The 19,657-nt window shown below is 60.5% G+C and carries 17 protein-coding genes and 3 pseudogenes; 11 read left to right on the forward strand and 9 right to left on the reverse strand.

Translation table 11 applies throughout. The annotated features are described in order from the left end of the window. The first annotated feature begins 55 nt into the window (after window positions 1-55). From OMP40_RS09465 to OMP40_RS09475, 3 genes are all read left to right on the forward strand, one after another. On the forward strand, window positions 56-442 hold the full coding sequence (locus tag OMP40_RS09465; RefSeq protein WP_277530903.1) for a hypothetical protein: 387 nt from the start codon (window positions 56-58) through the stop codon (window positions 440-442). A gap of 77 nt (window positions 443-519) precedes the next feature. Continuing rightward, a complete protein-coding gene (locus tag OMP40_RS09470) occupies window positions 520-1,164 on the forward strand; it encodes a glycoside hydrolase family 88 protein (RefSeq protein WP_277530904.1) in 645 nt (214 codons plus the stop codon). Window positions 1,165-1,203: 39 nt separating this feature from the next. Then, entirely contained in the window at window positions 1,204-1,920 is a 717-nt protein-coding gene (locus tag OMP40_RS09475; protein ID WP_277530906.1) for a GDSL-type esterase/lipase family protein, read from the forward strand. Window positions 1,921-2,417: 497 nt separating this feature from the next. Here the strand turns inward: OMP40_RS09475 and OMP40_RS09480 are convergent, their stop codons facing one another. The 3 genes from OMP40_RS09480 to OMP40_RS09490 form a co-directional block, all read right to left on the reverse strand. Continuing rightward, entirely contained in the window at window positions 2,418-3,242 is an 825-nt protein-coding gene (locus OMP40_RS09480) for a carbohydrate ABC transporter permease (protein ID WP_090116974.1), read from the reverse strand. Between the two features lie 13 nt (window positions 3,243-3,255). Further along, on the reverse strand, window positions 3,256-4,053 hold the full coding sequence (locus tag OMP40_RS09485) for a carbohydrate ABC transporter permease (RefSeq protein ID WP_277530910.1): 798 nt from the start codon (window positions 4,051-4,053) through the stop codon (window positions 3,256-3,258). 192 nt (window positions 4,054-4,245) lie between these two features. Further along, window positions 4,246-5,610: an extracellular solute-binding protein gene (locus OMP40_RS09490; protein ID WP_277530912.1), complete on the reverse strand. Its 1,365-nt coding sequence runs from the start codon at window positions 5,608-5,610 to the stop codon at window positions 4,246-4,248. A gap of 198 nt (window positions 5,611-5,808) precedes the next feature. Between OMP40_RS09490 and OMP40_RS09495 the strand changes: the two genes are divergently transcribed. The 4 genes and pseudogenes from OMP40_RS09495 to OMP40_RS09510 all read left to right on the forward strand — a co-directional run. Further along, window positions 5,809-9,213, forward strand: a complete 3,405-nt coding sequence (locus OMP40_RS09495; RefSeq protein ID WP_277530915.1) for a response regulator — start codon at window positions 5,809-5,811, stop codon at window positions 9,211-9,213. A gap of 83 nt (window positions 9,214-9,296) precedes the next feature. After that, window positions 9,297-9,884, forward strand: coding sequence for a beta-galactosidase (locus OMP40_RS09500; protein WP_277530917.1), 588 nt, complete (start codon window positions 9,297-9,299; stop codon window positions 9,882-9,884). Window positions 9,885-10,474: 590 nt separating this feature from the next. Beyond that, a pseudogene (locus OMP40_RS09505) lies at window positions 10,475-10,888 on the forward strand (beta-galactosidase trimerization domain-containing protein); the annotation flags it as partial. A 58-nt stretch (window positions 10,889-10,946) separates the two neighbouring features. Continuing rightward, window positions 10,947-11,027, forward strand: a pseudogene (locus tag OMP40_RS09510) (hypothetical protein); the annotation flags it as partial. A gap of 379 nt (window positions 11,028-11,406) precedes the next feature. On the opposite strand, the gene OMP40_RS09515 reads toward OMP40_RS09510, so the two are convergent. Together OMP40_RS09515 and tatC are read right to left on the reverse strand one after the other, a co-directional pair. Next, window positions 11,407-11,607, reverse strand: coding sequence for a twin-arginine translocase TatA/TatE family subunit (locus tag OMP40_RS09515; RefSeq protein WP_090116968.1), 201 nt, complete (start codon window positions 11,605-11,607; stop codon window positions 11,407-11,409). Window positions 11,608-11,674: 67 nt separating this feature from the next. Beyond that, window positions 11,675-12,433: a twin-arginine translocase subunit TatC gene (tatC, locus tag OMP40_RS09520; protein ID WP_277530919.1), complete on the reverse strand. Its 759-nt coding sequence runs from the start codon at window positions 12,431-12,433 to the stop codon at window positions 11,675-11,677. Window positions 12,434-12,569: 136 nt separating this feature from the next. On the opposite strand from tatC, the gene OMP40_RS09525 reads away from it, so the two are divergent. Continuing rightward, the gene (locus OMP40_RS09525; protein ID WP_277530921.1) at window positions 12,570-12,941 is read left to right on the forward strand and encodes a c-type cytochrome; all 372 of its coding nucleotides are present in this window, start codon (window positions 12,570-12,572) and stop codon (window positions 12,939-12,941) included. A gap of 109 nt (window positions 12,942-13,050) precedes the next feature. Here the strand turns inward: OMP40_RS09525 and OMP40_RS09530 are convergent, their stop codons facing one another. Continuing rightward, window positions 13,051-13,605, reverse strand: a complete 555-nt coding sequence (locus tag OMP40_RS09530) for an NADPH-dependent FMN reductase (RefSeq protein ID WP_277530922.1) — start codon at window positions 13,603-13,605, stop codon at window positions 13,051-13,053. A gap of 207 nt (window positions 13,606-13,812) precedes the next feature. Between OMP40_RS09530 and OMP40_RS09535 the strand changes: the two genes are divergently transcribed. Continuing rightward, window positions 13,813-14,232, forward strand: a complete 420-nt coding sequence (locus tag OMP40_RS09535; RefSeq protein WP_277530923.1) for a MarR family winged helix-turn-helix transcriptional regulator — start codon at window positions 13,813-13,815, stop codon at window positions 14,230-14,232. A 68-nt stretch (window positions 14,233-14,300) separates the two neighbouring features. On the opposite strand, the gene OMP40_RS09540 is transcribed toward OMP40_RS09535, so the two are convergent. The 3 genes from OMP40_RS09540 to OMP40_RS09550 form a co-directional block, all read right to left on the reverse strand. After that, entirely contained in the window at window positions 14,301-15,323 is a 1,023-nt protein-coding gene (locus OMP40_RS09540) for an N-acetylglucosamine kinase (protein ID WP_277530925.1), read from the reverse strand. 756 nt (window positions 15,324-16,079) lie between these two features. After that, a complete protein-coding gene (locus tag OMP40_RS09545; RefSeq protein WP_277530927.1) occupies window positions 16,080-17,249 on the reverse strand; it encodes a family 4 glycosyl hydrolase in 1,170 nt (389 codons plus the stop codon). Next, complete coding sequence (locus OMP40_RS09550; protein ID WP_277530929.1) at window positions 17,230-17,361, reverse strand: hypothetical protein; 132 nt, start codon at window positions 17,359-17,361, stop codon at window positions 17,230-17,232. Before OMP40_RS09550 ends, OMP40_RS09545 begins: the two co-directional genes overlap by 20 nt. Window positions 17,362-17,608: 247 nt before the next feature. On the opposite strand from OMP40_RS09550, the gene OMP40_RS09555 reads away from it, so the two are divergent. After that, entirely contained in the window at window positions 17,609-18,472 is an 864-nt protein-coding gene (locus OMP40_RS09555; RefSeq protein WP_277530931.1) for a MurR/RpiR family transcriptional regulator, read from the forward strand. 212 nt (window positions 18,473-18,684) lie between these two features. Beyond that, a pseudogene (gene murQ, locus OMP40_RS09560) lies at window positions 18,685-19,600 on the forward strand (N-acetylmuramic acid 6-phosphate etherase). Window positions 19,601-19,657: the final 57 nt, after the last annotated feature.

The raw sequence follows: 19,657 nt of genomic DNA on the forward strand, positions 1-19,657 counted from the left end.
CCTATTTATTGCTGCCATAATAGACGAAGCATCGTTGGCGGAAGGAAGGTATGAGATGGATACGCAGACGAATTGGGCGGAAGCGGCCTGGCAGCAGGTCGTCGAGAAGATCGGCAAAACGAGCGTGGCCATCGGAGCGTCGTTTCCGAACGTCTCCCAGCAGGGCCGCTACATTCGGAGTCTTGCGCACGATTGGGTCGCGGGATTTTGGCCGGGGCTGCTCTGGCTGGTCTATCGGGACACCCGGGATGAACGTTTAAAGGAACTGGCCGTGCAATGCGAGGCGCAAATCGGCCGCACGCTGTGGGAATTCGACTTTTTTGCATCACGATGTCGGGTTCATGTTCGGGTTAAGCAACGTCAACCAATATCAGCTTCTGCAGGACGAGGAAGCCAGGCGCCACGGATTGATGGCCGCCAGCCTGCTGGCCGGAAGATTTAATCCCGCCGGGGGGATTCATCCGGGCTTGGCCGGATTGGGGCGGGGAGGATCACAGCGGCTGGGCGATCATCGACTGCATGATGAATCTGCCGCTCCTGTACTGGGCTTCAAGGGAAATCGAAGATCCGCGGTACCGGCTGATCGCCGAGATTCACGCGGATACGGTGCTGCGGGAATTTGTGCAAGCGGACGGCTCCGTTCACCACATCGTCAGCTTCGATCCGGAGACGGGCGAGCGGCGCGGCGCGCTGGCCGGTCAAGGCTATGCCGCGGATTCGGCATGGTCGAGAGGCGCGGCGTGGGCGCTGTACGGTTTTGCGCTCAGTTATACGTACACGGGCAAGGACAAGTACCTTGCCGCAGCCCAAAAGGCGGCGCGCTTTTTTCTGGATCATTTGCCGGCCGACCTGGTGCCATATTGGGATTTTCGGCTGCCGGCGGATGCGGAGGAGATGCCAAAAGATTCTTCCGCGGCGGCGATCGCCGCATCGGGGTTGATGGAGCTGGCCTTCTCGCTGCAGGGAGGGGAAGGGGGAAGGGGGAAGCGTACAAGCAGGCGGCCGAAAGCATGCTTCGTTCGTTGCATGAAAACTATGGCGCGTGGGATGCGGACGAAGAAGGGCTGCTGCTCCATGCGACCGGCTATTACGCTGCGCAGATCGGCGTGGACGCGCCGCTTATCTATGGAGATTACTATTTTGCCGAAGCGCTGTTTAAGCTGAAAAATAACGGGCTGAAGCCCTGGTGAAGGGGAAATGAAAATGACGGCGAATGAGACGACGAATCGCGTAAAGCTCGTTAAACCGGGCTACTTCGCGACGGCTGCGGCGGCGGACAGCCGCAGAGGCGAATTCGATATCGGCAACGAGATTCTGATCGCGCACGAGGTGCCGGTCGATTTTGTCTTCATCGGCGACTCGATCACGCATATGTGGGAGCTCAATGCCTACTTCGGCCGCGGCGGCCGTTTTATCGTGAATCGGGGCATCGGCGGGGACATCAGCAGCCATGTGCTGCGGAGATTCGATGCGGACGTGATCCAGTTGAAGCCCAAGCATGTCGTGATCAAAATCGGCGTTAACAACTTTTGGGCGATGAACGGCTGGACGGCGAACGACCGGAAAACGGCGGAGCAAATCGTTCCGCGCATCGTCGGCGATATCGGGGAAATGGTCAAGAAAGCGAAGGAGAGCGGTATCGTACCGGTCGTATGCTCCATTCTCCCGACGGATATGCCGCAATCCGGGCATAACGACCAACGCAATGCGGGCATTCGCAGCGCGAACGAAGATTTGCAAAAGGTAGCCGCCGAACAAGGCGCGGTCTACGTCGATTACCATTCGCGGATGACCCGCGAAGACGGTCTCCGGCTTCGCGAGGAGCTGGCGGACGACGGTCTGCATCCGCATGTGCTCGGCTACGATATCATGGCCGAGGCTTTGCGCGAGACGCTGGAGCAGAAGGGGATTCAAATCTAACTTCGAGACGAGTTGAATCGAGGGACCGCCTCAATAGTCATACCTATGACGAAGAGGCGATCCTTTTTTTATCTTCGCGGGACCCCGCCGCCAAACGCGCCGAAGAAGTCCCAGCCAGAACCACTTCGTTGTCCCCGCCGCCAAACGCGCCGAAGAAGTCCCAGCTAGAACCTCCTAGCTGTCACCGTCGCCAAACGCGCCGAAGAAGTCCCAGCTAGAACCTCTTAGCTGTCACCGCCGCCAAACGCGCCGAAGAAGTCCCAGCCAGAACCTCCTAGCTGTTCCCGCCGCCAAACGCGCCGAAGAAGTCCCAGCCAGAACCACTTCGTTGTCCCCGCCGCCAAACGCGCCAAAGAAGTCCCAGCTAGAACCTCCTAGCTATCCCCGCCGCCAAACGCGCCAAAGAAGTCCCAGCCAGAACCACTTCGCTGTCCCCGCCGCTATACAAAACGAAGAGGCTCCATCCAGAGCCTCTTCGCGAAACGCTTTTCGATTGTTTACCCCTTCACCGCGCCAGCCGTCACGCCTTTGGTAATCTGCTCGTTGAACAGCGCGTAGATGACGATCGCCGGCACGCTGGTCAGCACCATGACGGCGAACTGGGAGCCGTAGTCGGACGAGTACTGGCCCGCGAAGTTCATGACCGAGAAAGGCAGCGTCTTGAGCGCGTCCTTGCTGAGGAACGTCGACGCCATGATGAATTCGTTCCAGCAGTTCAGGAACGTTGTGACGACGACCGTCACGAGGGCCGGCGCCATGAGCGGCGCGATGATCTGGAAGACGATGCGGTAGATGCTGCAGCCGTCCATCACGGCCGATTCCTCGACCGCCTTCGGGATACTCCGCAGGAAGCCCGTCAGCATGAATGTGCCGAGCGGCACGGACACGGCCGTATACGGCAGGATGAGGCCGAGGTACGAATCGGTCAGGCCAAGCTGCTTGAAGATGGCGAAGTTCGGCAGCAGCGTCGCATGGATCGGAATCATGATGCCGAGCAGGATGACGGAGAAAAAGAAGGAGCGCATCCGCCACTGCATGCGGGTGAACGCGTACGACAGCGTCAGCGACAGGACGACGGTGAGCACGATCGTGACGCCGGACACCAGCACGCTGTTCAGGAAGTACTTCAGGAACTTGCCGTCGATCCAGGCGTTCTTGTAGTTCTGCCACTGCGGATCGGTCGGCCACTTTAGAATATGGTCGGAGTAGAAGTCCGCGCTGCTGTTAAAAGAGAAGTCGACCAGCCAGATCAGCGGGAACAGCTGCAGGAGGGCGACGATCAGGAAAAAGATCCAAATGCCTGTCTTGTATCGCGATCTCATGTTCGTCGCCTCCTCAGGCTTCCGCCGCGTCGCTGCGGATGAATTTGTTGCTCAGGTACGTCGCGATCAGACAGACGACGATGAACAGGATGGAGATGGCGTTGGCATAGCCGTATTGGCTGGCGGAGAACGCTTTGTTGTACAGGTAGACCGCGATGAATTGCGTCGAATCGCCCGGGCCGCCGTTGGTGGTCAGGAAGACGAGCTCCATCTGCTTGAGCGCCGTGATCATGGCCAGCGTCACCTGGACGGCGATGACCGGCTTCAGCAGCGGCACGGTGATGCGAAGGTGCAGCTTCAGGCCCGACGCGCCGTCGAGGCTCGCGGCCTCGTACAGATCCTCGGGAATGCCCTTCACGCCGGCGTAGTAGAACAGCAGTCCCCAGCCGAAGCCGGCCCAGATCAGGATGAACAGCATCGTGCCGAGCGCCGTGCTGCTCTCGCCGAGCCAGGCGTGCTGCAGGGACTCCAGGCCGACGGCGGCCAGCAGCTTGTTCAGGATGCCGAACGTCGGGTCGAGCAGCGACAGCCACATTTTCGAGATGACGACGACGGAGATTACGCAAGGGATGAAGAAGATGGTGCGGAAAATCTTCTCCGCCTTGCCGCCGATCCGGTCGAGCAGGACGGCGAAGAAAATGCTAAGCGGATGCTGCAGCACGATGAAGCCGATGCCGAGCAGGACGGCATTGCGGAGCGCGATCCAAAATCTTGTATCGTGAAGGATCAGATCTGCGTAATTTTGCAGGCCGACCATATGGATTTTCGTACCCGGGGCTAGCGTGTCCGTGAGGGAGTAGTATCCGCTCAATAGGATAGGGGCCAGAAAGGTAAGTATAAACAGCAGAAGACCTGGGAAAACGAAGAGGAAAATCGCCGTTTTATTGCGTAGCACTCGGTGCATAGGTACCCGCTCCATCCTTGAGAATACGGCGGGGACACGAATGCTGCCGTCCCCGCCGCTTTCCTTTATCTGTGGCTCATGCGTGGCGTCGAATCGCGATTACTGGCTGTCGGCGGCGGCCTGCAGGGCGGCTACGAGCTCTTCGGGCTTCTGGCTGCCGGAGAAGAACTTGCCGAACGCGTTCTGTACGTCGTCCTTGAACTTCGGCGTGCCGTAGTCGATGAACGATGCGCCCGGGGTAGAAGTCGCCTGCACGAGCACGTCGGTCAACTGCTTTTGGACTTCGCTTTCTTTGCCGGTCAGCTCGTACTTCTGCGCCGGAACGGCTGCGCCCGTATCCCAGGCGACCTTCGCCCATTGGTTGGCGTTGAAAAGGTAATCGAAGAACTTCTTCGCTGCCTCGGGGTGCTTGGAGCTGTTCACCAGCGCGTACCCGCCGCCGTTCCAGGCGATCAGGTCGGTCGCTACGCCCTTGCCGTCCTCGGCGATCGGGAACTTGGCGACCTGCAGATTGTTGCGGAATTCTTCGGGCAGGCTGGCGTTGGTCGCCATGCCGGCTTCCCAGGAGCCCATGTACCACATCGCGGCTTTGCCCTGCGTGAACAGGTTCTGCGACGCGCCGTAGTCGGCGGTCATGAACGCGTCCTGGAACAGCTTGTCGTCCCGCAGCTGCGCCATGTACTGCGCCGCCTTGAGGAAGCTCTCGTCTTCCGTGAACTTCTTCTTGCCTTCGACCGCGTCAAGGATGAGGTTCTGGTCGCCGCTGTAGCGCTGCACGATGTTCTGGTACAGCTCGCCGAAGCTCCACAGATCCTTGCCGTTGATCGACATCGGCGCGATCTTCTTGGCGCGGAACGCCTTGATGGCATCCGTCAGCTCGGTGAAGGTCGTCGGCACTTTGACGCCGTTGTCGTCGAACAGCTTCTTGTTGTAGTAAATGACCTCGTAGTCGCTGTTGCGCGGCAGGCCGTACAGCTTGCCGTCGAACGTGAACGACTTGTAGACGCCCGGGAGGAAGTTGAACTGTTCGCCTTCGTAGGCGGCCGGGTCGATCGCCTTGACGTAGTTGGCCTGAACCAGCGTGCTCAGCTCGGCGCCGCCGTGGACCATCGTGATGTCGACCGGCTCGTTGGAAGCCATGTACGCCTTCAGCTTGTTCTTGAACGGCTCCTCGGCGAGCGCTTCGACGTCGATCTTCACGTTCGGGTTTTCCTTTATATAGTTGTCGATGACCGTCTGCTCGGCCAGCCCTTGACCGGACTTGCGGTCGGGCAGGTTGGAGAACAGGCGCAGCGTGACCTTCTCGTTGCTTGCCGCGCCGCCGCTTGCGCTTGCGTTCGGACTCGCGCTTGCGCTGCCTGCCGCGTTATTGTTGCCGTTGCTGCCGCAAGCGGAGAGGACGGTGACGGATGCGAGGACGGCTGTCGCGGCGGTCAAGCCGCTCCATTTTTTATGCTTAGCCATTCGGTATTCCCCCCTGAACGATGGATTGTGGAGTGTGCGACGTTTCTGATTGCATCATAGCGTACGGTCCGGCTGCCGGTCAGTAGAGAAAAGAACGGGAAAGTTGAAGTTTATCGAAACCAAGAGCCGATCCGTTGTGGAATGTCCTGCGGTTGGCTATCATGAGTACAAACCGAGGGACGCCTGGGGGGGGACGGCATGCTGCGCATCTACCTGAACATGAGTCTCACCTATAAGATCGTCATTTTATTTTCGCTGCTGATGACTATATTTTCCCTGGTGCTCGGGTACTATGCTTTCCGGACGTCGGAGAAGCAGATCGTCAGCAAGGTCAGCGCGACGAACCAGGGGCCCGTCAAGGCGATCGACAACAATGTCGCTTCGCTGCAGCGCGCGATGCAGAACTGGGTGACGGTGTTCAGCATCGCGCCCGTCATTCAGACGATGCTGGCGAAGGAAGCGGACGCGCAGGAACCGCTCGATCCGCTCCTGTACAGCGACGCGAACTCTACGCTGATCGACCAGATGCTCGTCACCGGCAACTTCGATTATGTCGCGCTGTACGGCAGGACGGGCCAGCCGCTGTTCCAGCTGGCGACGGACGACAGCAGCGGGCCTTATTCGATCGAAGACATCAGGAATAGCGGCATCTACCGCAAGACGGTCGCGTTGAACGGTTCTTCCTATTGGTTCCCGCTCACGGAAGCGAACAATACGTTTATCCAGAACAACCGCAATGCCAAGATCGGCATGACCCGGGTCGTGCGCAACGTGAAAAACGGACGCAATATCGGCTTTATCTTCGTCGGCGTGAACGTGCAGACGGTGCTGAGCCGGTACCTGAACACGATGTACGACAAGGATCACGGCATCGTCATCCTGGATGCCGACGGCGTGCCGCTGTTGTCCGCGGGGATGCCATTTTACGACGGTTCGGCCGCGGACACGGCGCGCATCCGTGCGCTGGCGAGCGGAGACGGCTCGGATGTCGTCACGGTCGGAGGCGAGAAGCTGCTGCTGTCGTACAGCACCGGCGAGAACGGCTGGCAGATCCTGTACGGCGTCCCGCTCAGCAACCTGACGCGAGAGCTGAATTCGATCAAGCTGTTCGTCATTTTATCGATCGCCGGCTGGCTGCTCCTGTGCATTCCGATTCTGATGCTGCTGTCCGCGTTCCTCACGGCGCCGCTCAAAAAGCTGCTGCTGTCGATGCGCCGGTTCCAGAACGGCCAGTTCGACGAGAAGATCGCGGTCAAGTACGGAGACGAGATCGGTCACCTGGGCCGCGGCTACAACAGCATGGTCGCCAACATCAAGACGCTCGTCGACGACGTCTACGTGCTCAAGCTGCGCGAGCAGGAAGCGGAGCTGAAGGCGCTGCAGTCGCAGATCAATCCGCATTTCCTGTACAACATGCTCGACACGATCTTCTGGGAGGCCGAGGCCGCGGGGCAGGACCGGATCAGCGAGATGATCATCAATCTGTCGCGGCTGTTCCGCCTCAGCTTGAACCGGGGCAAGAGCTTCACCAGCGTGGCGAAGGAACGGGAGCTGCTGGAGCTGTATTTGTCGCTGCAGCAGATGCGCTTCAAGGACCTGCTTGCCTACGAGATCGACATACCGGACGAGATCGGCGGCTTCGTCATCTTGAAGCTGAGCCTGCAGCCGTTCGTGGAAAACGCGATCGTGCACGGCATCGAGCGCAAGCGCGGCGGCGGCCGTATCCGCGTATCGGGCGTGCAGGAGGGGGATCGCCTGCGTTTTCGGATCGAGGACAACGGACCGGGCATGTCGGCGGAGACGCTGGAACGGATCCTGGAGATCCGCAGCGACGGCGATATTTACACCGCGAAGGATACCGGGGGGCTATGCCGTGCAGAACGTGCAGGAACGGCTGCGGCATTTCTACAAGGACCATTATCGCATCGGATATATGAGCGAGCCGGGACAAGGCACCGTCGTGGAGATCGAGATCCCGGCGAAAACCGAGATGGAGGGAGGGACGGACGCATGATTCGTATGATGATCGTCGACGACGAGGAGCGGGCGCGCAGCGGCATCCGGACGCTGATCGACTGGGCGCAGCACGATATCGCGATCGTCGCCGAGGCCAGGGACGGGGAGGAAGCCCTCGAACGGATGGCGCAGGTGCCTGTCGATATCGTACTGACGGACATCCGGATGCCGGAAATGGACGGCCTCGAGCTGATCGAGCGAATTTCCAAGCAATATCCGGCCGTCAAATGCGTCATCATGAGCGGCTACGACGAGTTCTCCTATGCCCAGAAGGCGATGTCGCTCGGGGCCAGTCACTACCTGCTCAAGCCGAGCCGCAGGCAGGAGATTCTGGATCTCGTGCTCCAGCTCCGGGCGGAGATCGATCGGGAACGGCAGCAGTCGAGCAGGCTCGAGGAGCTGAAGGCGGGCTTCCGCGACAGCTTCCCGCTGCTGCGGGACAAGATGCTTGGCAGGCTCGTGCTGACCGACAATCCGCCGTACGAGCGGCTCCTCGCGAGCCTGAAGACGAACGGCATCGTCTTCGGCCATTCGTTTTACGGCGCGCTCGTCGTGCAGATCGACAACTTCCATTCGTTCCAGCAGCGAGTAGGCGACGAGGACGTCGAGCTGTACAAGTACGGACTCAAAAACATCGCCGAGGAGACGCTCGCTCCTCTGGGCATGTGCGCCGCCTTCGAGCATAACGACGATCTGATCGCGCTGCTGAACGCGGAAGAGATGCCGGACAGCGCGGCGATCGGCCGCTATGCGGAGCAGATCCAGCGGAACGCGGAAACGTATCTCAAGTTCACGGTCAGCGTCGGCATCGGCAGCGTCGGCGCCGAGATCGGACATCTGCGTCTCTCGTATCAGGAAGCGGCGCGGGCGCTGGACATGCGGTTCTACATGGGCGACCGCAAGATCGTCGACTATATGGAGTCCGTGGACGGCGAGACGGATCGCACTTCTTATCCGTTCGCGCTGGAGAAGGCGTTCATCCAGGCGGTCATGCACGGGGAAGAAGGCGCGATCCGCGAGCAGCTCCAGGCGTTTTTGCAGGCGCTGCGGCCGGAGAGCGCATCGAAGGAGCCGGTGCTGAATTCGATTTTTTCCCTGTTCTTCGCGTTGTATCGGCTGTGCATCGAGAAAAACGTCAACGTGCAGGAGGTGTTCGGCCGGGATCTGGCCGGGATCACGCATATGCTGGCCCGCTCGAGCCTCGAAGGCATCGTGCAGGCGCTGGACGAGACCGCTCGGCTCGTCGCCGCCCAACTGAACGCGAAGAAGAACGGGAACAAGCTGTTCGACGCGGTCATCGCTTATATCCGCAACAACTACAGCAAGGATATCAGCCGGGAAACGGTGGCGCGGGAGGTATTCATCACGCCCGGCTACGTGAGCCTGCTGTTCAAGCAGCAGCTGCAGACGAGCTTTCTGGATTATCTGCACCAGACCCGGATCGACCAGGCCTGCCGGCTGTTCGAGGACAGCGGGGCGCGAATCGCGGACGTGGCGCACGAGGTCGGTTATCAGGACGAGAAGTACTTCTTCCAGGTGTTCAAAAAGTATACGGGGATGACCCCGAACCAGTACCGCAACCAATGAGCCTGAGCCGCTTGAGGACGGGATTCGAATGACAGGTGCGATAAGAATGAACGATAAGAATGAACCGCAGGGAGTGGACGAACTTGGATAAACTGCTGTACGGCGTCGCCTACTACGATGAATACATGCCTTACGACAGGCTGGCCGAAGACATTCGCATGATGAAGGAAGCCGGCATCAACACGGTGCGGATCGCCGAGTCGACCTGGAGCACGCACGAGCCGCAAAACGGCGTGTTCGACTTTTCCTCCGTCGACAGGGTGCTGGATGCGATGCACGAAGCGGGCATCCGCGTGATCGTCGGCACGCCGACCTACGCGGTCCCCGCCTGGATGGTGAAGGAGGATCCCGCCGTGCTCGCGGAGACGGCGGCGGGCGGACCCGGCCGCTACGGCGCGCGCCAGATCATGGACATTACGAACAAGACGTATTTGTTTTACGCCGAACGTATCATCCGCAGGCTCATCGGGCGCGTCAAGGACCACCCGGCCGTCATCGGCTACCAGACCGACAACGAGACGAAGCATTATGATACGGCGGGGCCGAACGTGCAACTGCGGTTCGTGAAGTACATGCGAGAAAATACGGCAGCCTGGACGTCGTTAACCGGCGGTTCGGACTGGACTACTGGAGCAACCGCATCGACAGCTGGGAGGACTTCCCTTCGGTAAACGGCACGATCAACGGCAGCCTGGGCGCCGAGTTCGCGAGGTTCCAGCGCGGGCTCGTGACCGAATTCCTGGCCTGGCAGGTCGGCCTCGTCCGCGAGTACGCGCGGCCGGATCAGTTCGTGACGCAGAACTTCGACTTCGAGTGGCGGGGGCACTCGTTCGGCGTGCAGCCGTCGGTCGACCACTTCGAGGCGGCGCGGCCGTTCGATATCGCGGGCGTCGACATTTATCATCCGTCGCAGGCCAAGCTGACCGGCGCCGAGATCTCGTTCGGGGGCGACATGACGCGGTCGCTCAAGGGGACGAACTATCTCGTGCTCGAGACGCAGGCGCAGGCGTTCCCGGATTGGACGCCGTATCCCGGCCAGCTGCGGCAGCTCGCGTTCAGCCATCTGGCCTCCGGGGCCAATATGGTCGCGTACTGGCACTGGCACTCGATCCACAATTCGTTCGAGACGTACTGGAAGGGGCTGCTCAGCCACGATCTCAAGCCGAATCCGGTGTACGACGAAGCGAAGACGGTTGGCAGGGACTTCGCGCGGCTCAGCGAGCAGTTGGTCAATCTGAAAAAGAAGAGCGACGTCGCCGTGATGGTCAGCAACGAGGCGTTGACCGCGCTCGAATGGTTCAAGCTGCCCGGCGGTTTGAAATATAACGACGTCGTCAGGTGGATGTACGACGAGCTGTACAAGCTGAACGTGCAATGCGACTTTATCCCCGCTTCGCACGAGCGGCTGGCGGACTACCGTATGATCGTCGTGCCGGCGCTTTACGCGGCGCCCGACGACACGCTCGAGCGGCTGAACGCTTACGTGCGGGACGGCGGCCATGTCGTCTATTCGTTCAAGTCCGGCTTCGCGGACGAGGTCGTCCAGGTGCGCGCCGCGCAGCAGCCTGGCATCATCCACGAAGCCTGCGGCGTCGGCTACAGCGTATTCGTAGAGCCGGACGCGGTCGCCTTGCGCGACGGCGCGCTGTCGTTCGACTCCGGAGCGCGCGAGGTGCGGACGTGGATGGAGCTGCTGACGCCGACGACGGCGGAGGTACTCGCCTATTACGACCATGCGCACTGGGGGGACTTACGCGGCCGTCACGCGCAACCAATATGGAGCCGGCACGGCGACCTACGTTGGCTGCATGACTTCGGCGGATGCGATGCGCCGCATATTCAGGGAAGCGCTGGCGAGCGCGGACCTGCTCCGCGCCGACCAGGAGCTCGTTTTTCCGATCGTCGTCAAGACCGGCGTCAACGGGCAGGGACGCGTCGTCCGTTACTATTTTAATTACTCGGATGCGCCGGTTGAAGTGCGTTATCCGCACGGCGCGGGACGCGAACTGCTGGCGGACGCGCGGATCGGGACGGGCGACAGTCTGCAGCTTGGGCGCTGGGACGTCAAGATCGTCGTCGCGGAATCGTAGATAGAATCGTTGAAAAGGAAAATCCCTCACCTGCCGACACATTCGCTGTCGGAAACGGGGAAGGGATTTTTTGGCGTTCTCTTTTATAGGGGGGAGCGCGGCTTCAAGTCGGATTCCGCTCCTTGATCAGCTCGGCGGCAGGCTCGTGCTTGTCGTCCTCGATGATGCCGCGGGTGGAGCTGCGGAATTCGCGCAACGTCTCGCCGAAGGCTTTGCCGAGCTGGGGAAGCTTGGCCGGACCGAAGACGATCAGCGCGATGGCGAAGATGATCAGCAGTCCGGAGATGCCGATATTGTGGAACATCGTTGGTTCACCTCCTTTGAAGGCATTTGAACGCGTTCATATTTCGCAGGCTTAAACATCAACGCCCTTAACCGGGCGTCGGCCCCGCCGCGCGGCGCAGCCGGAACTGCCGGTTCGAGACGAGCGCGCTGCACTCGAACAGCAGCAGGAGCGGCACCGTCACGGACAAGTGGGAAAAAAGGTCCGGCGGCGAGATGCAGGAGCCTACCACCGCGAGCCCTACATAGGCGTATTTGCGGATAAACTTGATGCGCGCAGGGTCCAGCAGGCCGAGCTTCGTCAGAAAAAGCATGACGAGCGGCATCTCGAACGCGATGCCAAGCGGCATCAGCACGCCGAACATAAAGGCGAAGTAGCGCTCGATTCCGTACATTTCCACGGCGCCCACGCTCTCGTTCATCGACTGCATGAACCGGAGCATCATCGGGAAGACGAGGAAATACCCGAACGAGACGCCGCCGAGAAACAGCAGGAACGATGCCGGGACGTAGCCGAGCGTTCCGCGCGCTTCCCGGCCTGTGAGACCCGGCCGTACGAACGCCCAGGCCTGATACATCGCGATCGGAAAGGTGAGCAGGGCGGCCAGCAGAAAAGCGCACCTCAGATAGACGAACAAGCCGTCGGTGAATGAAAAAACGTGCCAGTCGATGGGGGCGCCGGCCGCAGCCCGCGATTTGAGCAGCAGCAGGATCGAGGGGGACAGGTACAAGCCGGCGCCCATCGAAGCGACGAACCAGACGCCCGTGACGATCAGCCGCTTGCGCAGCTCGGACAGATGGCCGATCCATTCTTGATTCGCGTTCAAACGCATCACCGCCGTTGCCATAAATTGCATAGCCTCGTCCTTATCGTGTCCAATATGTCCGCGGCTATTCTCGTGACGCAGGACCGTTCGTCGCGCGTATGCCGCTCGGATAAATGGAGAAATCTAACCGCAAACGACAGAAGGAGGTCAAGCTCGCATGAGAAAATGGGCGGCAATCGCGGCGACAGCCGCGCTGCTGGCAATGACGACGGCGGCATGCGGAAAAAGCAACAATAACGCGTCCACGACGCCGCCGTCGAGCGAAGCGCCGGCATCGCCCGGCGGTACGACGACGGCATCCGGCGAAGACGCGGAGACGATCTACAAGGCGCAATGCATCGCCTGCCATGCCGCGGATCTGAGCGGCGGCGTCGGTCCGAAGCTGACGGACGTCGGCGCGCGGCTGTCGACGGACGAGCTCTCGACGCGCATTCACAACGGCGGCGGGGGCATGCCCGCGTTCAAGGGAACGCTGACGGACGATCAGATCAACACGCTGGTGAACTGGCTGAGCACGAAGAAGGGCTAATCTCGCCGGCAGCGGGAAAAGCGCGGCAAAAAGCCCGCGAACGCGATTCCGTGCAGGAATCCGCGTCGCGGGCTTTTTGCGTATGGGCGGGGAATAGGCAACCGGCCGATTACTTGGCTCTGACCGGCTTCAAAGCCGCGCTCCATGTAATCAGCTGATTCAGCATTTCGTTCACGATCGGCACGTGCAGCTCCGCCGGCTTGAACGTTTGACGGTCCGAGAAGTCGGTATAAACGGAGAGCACCGGGTTCGAACGTACGTCAGCGACGAGCAGCTCGCCCAGGATGCCGCGCAGATGCTCCGCCGCGCGCGCGCCGCCGGCGGAGCCGTAGCTGACGATGCCCGCGGCTTTGTGGTTCCAGGCGTCGCGAGCCATATCGAGCGCGTTTTTCAGCACGCCCGTAATGCTATGGTTATACTCCTGGACGATAAAGATGAATCCGTCCAGCGAAGCGAGCTTTTGATTCCAGGCGGCGATGCCGGGCTCCTGCATGGCGGTCGTCCCGAAAAACGGCAAATCGTATTCGGCGATGTCCACGATCTCGTAATTGGCGTCCTGCCGCTTGTCGGCGACTTCCTTCACCCATGCGCCTACTTGGGGGCTGACACGTCCTTCGCGGGTGCTGCCGAGAATAATGCCGATGTTCAAATTCGCTTGCGTCATCTGGATTCCTCCGTTTTCTTTCATTTGCATCCGAGTAAGAAACATGTAAACTTAAACAAGAAGATCAAAGTGCTGTGGTGGGTGAAAGTGAGGGCCCTCACTAATTCGCTTTTAGCTTACGCTTCTACTATTCGTTTGTCAAGGAGCGATCCGATTCCATGACCGATTCAGCGACTGGAGATCCGAAGGCGGCAGAGGTCGTTCAGCTTGCTGCTGCGGGCTACCCACTATATACAGCAAGAATTCGAAGCCAGACTATCTTCGTCGGACCTGCCCTTTCCGCTGTCGGGCTCGCGGATCCGGCTTTTGCTGACGGTCTGGGGAGCCGGTACGATCCGAATGAACGAGCTGGCGGGCAAGCTGGGCGTTAAAGCGAGGACGGTCACCGAACAGGTGGACGCGCTCGAGCGGGACGGGCTGATCAGGCGAATCGCGGATCCGTACGACCGCCGGGCGACGCTGCTGGAGCTCACGGACGAAGCGCGCTGCCAGGTTCACCGGATCAAAGCCCGTCAAGCGCAGATTTCGGAGTCGCTGCTGCGCGGTTTTACGGCCCAGCAGCGTTCGGAGCTGAGCGCGCTGTTGACGATCTTTTTTGAAGGCAAAGAGACGGACGTCTCCTGCTGACCGAGAAACGATAAAACGGACCCGTTCGCCTCTGCTTCGAGAGGGAAGGGTCCGTTTGTTTTTGCGGATCAGAGCCTCGCTTGTACGCCTTGCAACACCTTGCTTCGCATGCCGGCGTCGACCGGGGCGCCGCGGGCCAGCTCCAGCGCCCACAGCACCGCGCCGGTCGCCGGAGGGACGGCGAGCGGGAGGAAGCGGCATCGGCGGCCGGTCAGCTCGCCCACCTCCCGCATATACCGCTGCATCATCAGCGGACTTTCCGCTTTGATCCAGACAGAGCCGGACAGCACGATCTCGATCTCGTCGTCCGCGGGGAAGTCGAGATTGGCGATGCAGCCCGCCGTGGACAGCGCCATCTGCCTGGCCGAGTGCGCCACCAGCGCGACGGCGGCTTCGTCGCCCGCGTCCGCAGCGGCGAACAGCACGCGCATCAGCGCCGTGTTCGGGAGCGCGCGCTTGTACGCGGCTTCGGCGGCATACGCCATGAAGCGCTCGCGCGACGGCGCGCCGAGCAGCGCCATGACCGGCTCGGCCATCGCGGTCGGCGGTCCCAGCCGGTAGAAGCCGTCATAGACCGCGCGTACGACCTTGCGGCCCAGGTAGTAGCCGCCGCCCTCGTCCCCGGCGAGCTCGCTGCCGATGCCGCCGACCTGCAGCCGCAGGCCGCTCGGCGAGATGCCGCCGGTGACGGCGCCCGAGCCGTTGACCGAGCAGATGCCGTAGCCGCGCGCGGTGCCCGCCTTGATGCCGAGGAACGAATCGTTGTCCACGGCATACTGCCGCAGCCCGATTCGCCCGGCGATCCGGCACAGCTCCTCCTGCTGCGTGGGCAGGTCGCAGCCCGCGAGGCCGAACGCTGCGGCATCGACCTGCGAAGGCGCGATGCCGCATGGCGCGAGCAGCTCGCGGATGCGGGCGTCCATCTCGCGGTAAGCGCCCGCGTAGCCGTCGGCGAACCGCTCGTGGCTGCACGTGCCCGCGTTGATATGGTTGACGAAGCCGCCCTCGCGGTCGAACAGGAAATAGTCGGTCTTGCTGTTGCCGCCGTCCACGCCGATGACGTAGCCGGCCCCCGGTTCCGCGCCGTTCATAGGTATCACGCTCGTTTCTCTTTCTTGTAACACATTCGCTTGCCGAGGGCTCTCGTGCACCCGAGCGATAGCTGAAGAAAGCTCCGCTATCGCGCCTAAACCAAACCCGTGCAACTCATAGAGGAAAAAACTTCCGCTATAGTCGCCCAAACTCGGCCATCGCCGCCCATAGCGGAAAAAACTTCCGCTAAAAGCCACGCAAACCCGGCCAGCGTCGCCCATAGCGGAAAAAACTTCCGCTAAAAGCCACTCAAACTCGGCCATTGCCGCCCCTAGCGGAAAAAACTTCCGCTAAAAGCCGCTCTAACCCGGCCGGCGTGGCCCATAGCGGAAAAAACTTCCGCTAAAAGCCACTCAAACCCGGCCAGCGTGGCCCCGAGCGGAAAAAACTTCCGCTAAAAGCCGCTCAAACCCGGCCGGCGTCGCCCATAGCGGAAAAAACTTCCGCTAAAAGCCGCTCAAATCCGGCCGGCGTGGCCCCTAGCGGAAAAAACTTCCGCTAAAAGCCGCTCAAATCCGGCCGGCGTGGCCCCTAGCGGAAAAAACTTCCGCTAAAAGCCACTCAAACCCCGCCAGCGAGGCCCCTAGCGGAAAAAACTTCCGCTAAAAGCCGCTCAAACCCGGCCGGCGTCGCCCATAGCGGAAACAACTTCCGCTAAAAGCCGCTCAAACCCCGCCAGCGTGGCCCCTAGCGGAAAAAACTTCTGCTATAGTCGCCCAAACCTGACCCGCACCGGCCCAATTTACAGCCGATACTCACCCGAACTGCGGCAAATACGCCTTGTGCGCTTCCTTCAGCTCGTTGAAGCATGCCAGCGCCGTGTTGTAGTCGCCGACGAGCGGGTTCATGAGCAGCGCGCGCATCGCGGCGTCCTCGCTGCCGCTCACCGCGGCAGCTACCGTCTCGCGCTCGTACGCCTTCACCATCCGCATATAATCGATGATGTGGCGATTCGCGAAGCCCGGCACCGCGACCGGCGTCGCGCCGTCCTTGCCGATGACCGCGGACGTCTCGACCGCGTCGTCGTCTTCCATAAACGACAAGGCGCCGCGATTCAGCAGGTTCACGACGTGCACCTCGCGCTTGTCGTTCCAGATCGCGTCCACGAGGCTGATCGCCACCTCCGAATAGTTGGCGCCGCCGCGCGAGGAGAGCAGCTCCGGCTTCACGTGCAGCTCGGCGTCCTCGTAAATCCGCAACAGGTCCGCCTCGATATCGATGCACTTCTCGCCGCGCGTCTGCTCGCTTTCCATCAGCAGCTTCAGCTTCTTGTCCTTGAAGTAGTAATACTCGAGGTAGGAGGAGGGAATCGCGCCGACCATGTTCACGAGCTCGCGGCTGAAGCCGCTCGACGGAATGTTTTTCATCGCCTCGCTGTTGAGCCCGAGCTCGAGCGCCGTTTTCAGATAGTCCTTGCCGTCTTGTTCGATCGCGGTGATCCAGCTCAGGTGGTTAAGTCCGACATACGTCATCTTGGCGTCCGGCAGCGCGAGCGACTCGCGGATGCTCTTGTACATATTATACGGAACGTTGCAAAGGCCGAGCATCTTGACGCCGGTATGCTTGAGCAGCGCCTCGGTGATGATGCCCGCCGGGTTCGAGAAGTTGATCAGCCAGGCGTTCGGGCACAGTTCCTCCATCCGCGCCGCGATCTGCAGCATGACCGGAATCGTGCGCATCGCCTTGAAAAAGCCGCCGATCCCGCACGTCTCCTGGCCGATCAGGCCGTACTTGAGCGGGATCTTCTCGTCGAGCACGCGGGCGGACAGCTTGCCGACGCGAATCTGCGCGAGCACGAAGTCCGCGTCCCGCAGCGCCTCGTCCAGGTCCTGGGTCAGCGTGACGCGGCAGGACAGATTTTCCGCTTCGATCATGCGCCGGCACAGGCTGCCGACGACGTTCAGCTTATGCGCGTCGATGTCCATCAGCACGAGCTCGCTGACGGGCAGAACCCCCCTTGCGCTTGATGATGCCTTCGATCAGCTCCGGCGTATACGTGCTGCCGGACCCGATAATCGCGATTTTCAGCTTGCTCATGACTTACCTCCTGCGGGCCCGTTCGGTCCAACGTACCTTTTAAGTTGCGGCCCTTCATTTGCGGCTATTATAGCATGGGACCCACTTGCCAACAATAAAATATAGAAATTTTATTTCATTATGATATATTTGTTTCAAAATATTATTTCTAATCCGCAAATGGCTCAACCGTCCCGCCATCCCTTGTCTTTTGCAAAAAATGGCCTTACTATTTACTAAAATACGACAGAATGCGCAGGTACCTACCATGGCGATCCAGAACAATATATTGCTCAAGATCCGCGACATGAAGGACAGCATGACGCCCGTCGAACGGATGGTGGCCGAGTACATCCTCGCCAATACGGAGGAGATTCCGCATCTCTCGATCAAGAGCCTGGCGCAGTTCAGCCGGACGAGCGACGCGTCGGTGCTGCGCTTTTGCAAGACGCTCGGCTACAGCGGTTACCGCAGCTTCATCGTGAGCATCTCGGCGTCGGTCGGTTCGATGGACGAGGAGCAGAAGGACGAGTATACCGATATCCAGCCCGGGGACGACCTGAACGTCGTCGTCTCGAACATCTCGTACAACAACATGAAGTCGATCGAGGACACGCTCAGCATCATCGACCGGAGCGCGGTCGCCAAGGCGGTCCAGGCGCTGCGCGACACGAACCGGATCGTATTTTTCGGCATCGGGGCTTCGGGACTCGTATGCATGGACGGCGAGCAGAAGTTCTCGCGCATCAACAAGATGTGCCACGCCTACACGGACGGGCACAGCCAACTGACGGCGGCCACGCTGCTCGGCAAAGGCGACGTCGCCTTCTTCGTCTCCAACTCCGGCGATACGATCGAGATCCTCGAGGCGCTCGAGATCACGCAGCGCGCGGGCGCGACCTCGATCGCCCTTACCAAGTTCAACAAGAGCGAGCTCGCGGACAAGGCCGACATCGTGCTCAGCATCTCCACGCCCGAGGTCACGATCCGGAGCGGGGCGATGGGGTCGCGCATCGCGATGCTGACCGTCATCGACATCCTGTTCGCCGGCGTGGCCAGCGCGGAATATCCGAATATCAAAAAGTATTTGTTGAAAACCCACAATATTTTGGCGGGAAAGCACCGCAGATAGCGATTTCAGACATTGCCGGACACGCGCGGCAGTGTCTTTTTTTTGTTGCTTTTATGAAAATAAAAATGCAATTAAAATTTTTACAATGAAATTTTATTTCAAAAAAGTATTGACGCTTCCAAAGCGGAGACGATAAGATAGAGCCCAAGAGGGGGGCATTAAATAGATCCATGAAAGGACGATCCTCACAAACAAAGGGTAGGAGAATGGCCATGAACGAATATCTCGCGGGTCTAACCACCGAGAAGATCAATCCGGCAACCCGGACGATCGACGAGTGCACAACGGAGCAGATGCTGCATCTTCTCAACCGGGAGGATGCCGCCGTTCCGGCCGCGGTGGCGGAAGAAATTCCGAACATCATGGAGGCGGTAGACGTTCTGCATGCCAGGCTCAGGAGCGGGGGGCAGAATGTTCTATATTGGCGCCGGCTCGTCCGGCAGAATCGGCGTACTGGACGCATCCGAGTGTCCGCCCACCTTCGGGGTCGACCCTGAGCTCGTGCAGGGGCATATAGCAGGCGGGGATACGGCGCTTCGAACAGCGGTGGAAGGATTCGAGGACAACGCGGAGGAGGGGATGGCGCTCATCGCGCGCATCGGCGTCACGGACAAGGACGCGGTCATCGGCATCTCGGCCAGCGGCAGCGCGGCCTTCGTCATCGCCGCGCTTCGTCGGGCGGGAGAGATCGGCGCGGCCACGATCGGCGTCGTCAACAACAAAGGCTCGAAGCTCGGCGAAGTGTGCGACATCTGCATCGCGCCCGTCGTCGGACCGGAGGTCATCATGGGCTCCACGCGGCTGAAAGCCGGCTCGGCGCAGAAGCTGGTGCTTAACATGCTGACGACGGCGACGATGGTCAAGTTGGGGAAAACCTACAACAATCTGATGGTCGACCTCAAGGCGAGCAACAAGAAGCTGCAGGATCGCTCGATCCGCATCATCAAGGCCGCGACCGGCGTCGACGCCGAGACGGCGTCCGATTATCTGGCGCGGGCGTCGCAGAGCTGCAAGCTCGCGATTCTGATGATCGAGACGGGGCTCGCCGCTTCGGAGGCGGCCGCATCGCTGGCCCGCTTCGAAGGCAATCTCAAGGCGACGATCCGCGCGCACAAGCAAGTCGTTTAACCGGCAAGCGTTAGTCTTCATTCACCCGATTGAGGGGCCATCCCAAGGAGGAGTCAT

Source organism: Cohnella rhizosphaerae, from assembly GCF_029525575.1.
Taxonomy (GTDB): domain Bacteria; phylum Bacillota; class Bacilli; order Paenibacillales; family Paenibacillaceae; genus Cohnella; species Cohnella rhizosphaerae.

Excerpts from the sequence above, each read along its gene's own strand:
- OMP40_RS09465 (WP_277530903.1), top strand. The coding sequence starts at position 56 with ATGGATACGCAGACGAATTGGGCGGAAGCGGCCTGGCAGCAGGTCGTC.
- OMP40_RS09470 (WP_277530904.1), top strand. The coding sequence starts at position 520 with ATGATGAATCTGCCGCTCCTGTACTGGGCTTCAAGGGAAATCGAAGAT.
- OMP40_RS09475 (WP_277530906.1), top strand. The coding sequence starts at position 1,204 with ATGACGGCGAATGAGACGACGAATCGCGTAAAGCTCGTTAAACCGGGC.
- OMP40_RS09480 (WP_090116974.1), bottom strand. The coding sequence starts at position 3,242 with ATGAGATCGCGATACAAGACAGGCATTTGGATCTTTTTCCTGATCGTC.
- OMP40_RS09490 (WP_277530912.1), bottom strand. The coding sequence starts at position 5,610 with ATGGCTAAGCATAAAAAATGGAGCGGCTTGACCGCCGCGACAGCCGTC.
- OMP40_RS09495 (WP_277530915.1), top strand. The coding sequence starts at position 5,809 with ATGCTGCGCATCTACCTGAACATGAGTCTCACCTATAAGATCGTCATT.
- OMP40_RS09515 (WP_090116968.1), bottom strand. The coding sequence starts at position 11,607 with ATGTTCCACAATATCGGCATCTCCGGACTGCTGATCATCTTCGCCATC.
- tatC (WP_277530919.1), bottom strand. The coding sequence starts at position 12,433 with ATGGCAACGGCGGTGATGCGTTTGAACGCGAATCAAGAATGGATCGGC.
- OMP40_RS09525 (WP_277530921.1), top strand. The coding sequence starts at position 12,570 with ATGAGAAAATGGGCGGCAATCGCGGCGACAGCCGCGCTGCTGGCAATG.
- OMP40_RS09530 (WP_277530922.1), bottom strand. The coding sequence starts at position 13,605 with ATGACGCAAGCGAATTTGAACATCGGCATTATTCTCGGCAGCACCCGC.
- OMP40_RS09540 (WP_277530925.1), bottom strand. The coding sequence starts at position 15,323 with ATGAACGGCGCGGAACCGGGGGCCGGCTACGTCATCGGCGTGGACGGC.
- OMP40_RS09545 (WP_277530927.1), bottom strand. The coding sequence starts at position 17,249 with ATGGACATCGACGCGCATAAGCTGAACGTCGTCGGCAGCCTGTGCCGG.
- OMP40_RS09550 (WP_277530929.1), bottom strand. The coding sequence starts at position 17,361 with ATGAGCAAGCTGAAAATCGCGATTATCGGGTCCGGCAGCACGTATACG.
- OMP40_RS09555 (WP_277530931.1), top strand. The coding sequence starts at position 17,609 with ATGGCGATCCAGAACAATATATTGCTCAAGATCCGCGACATGAAGGAC.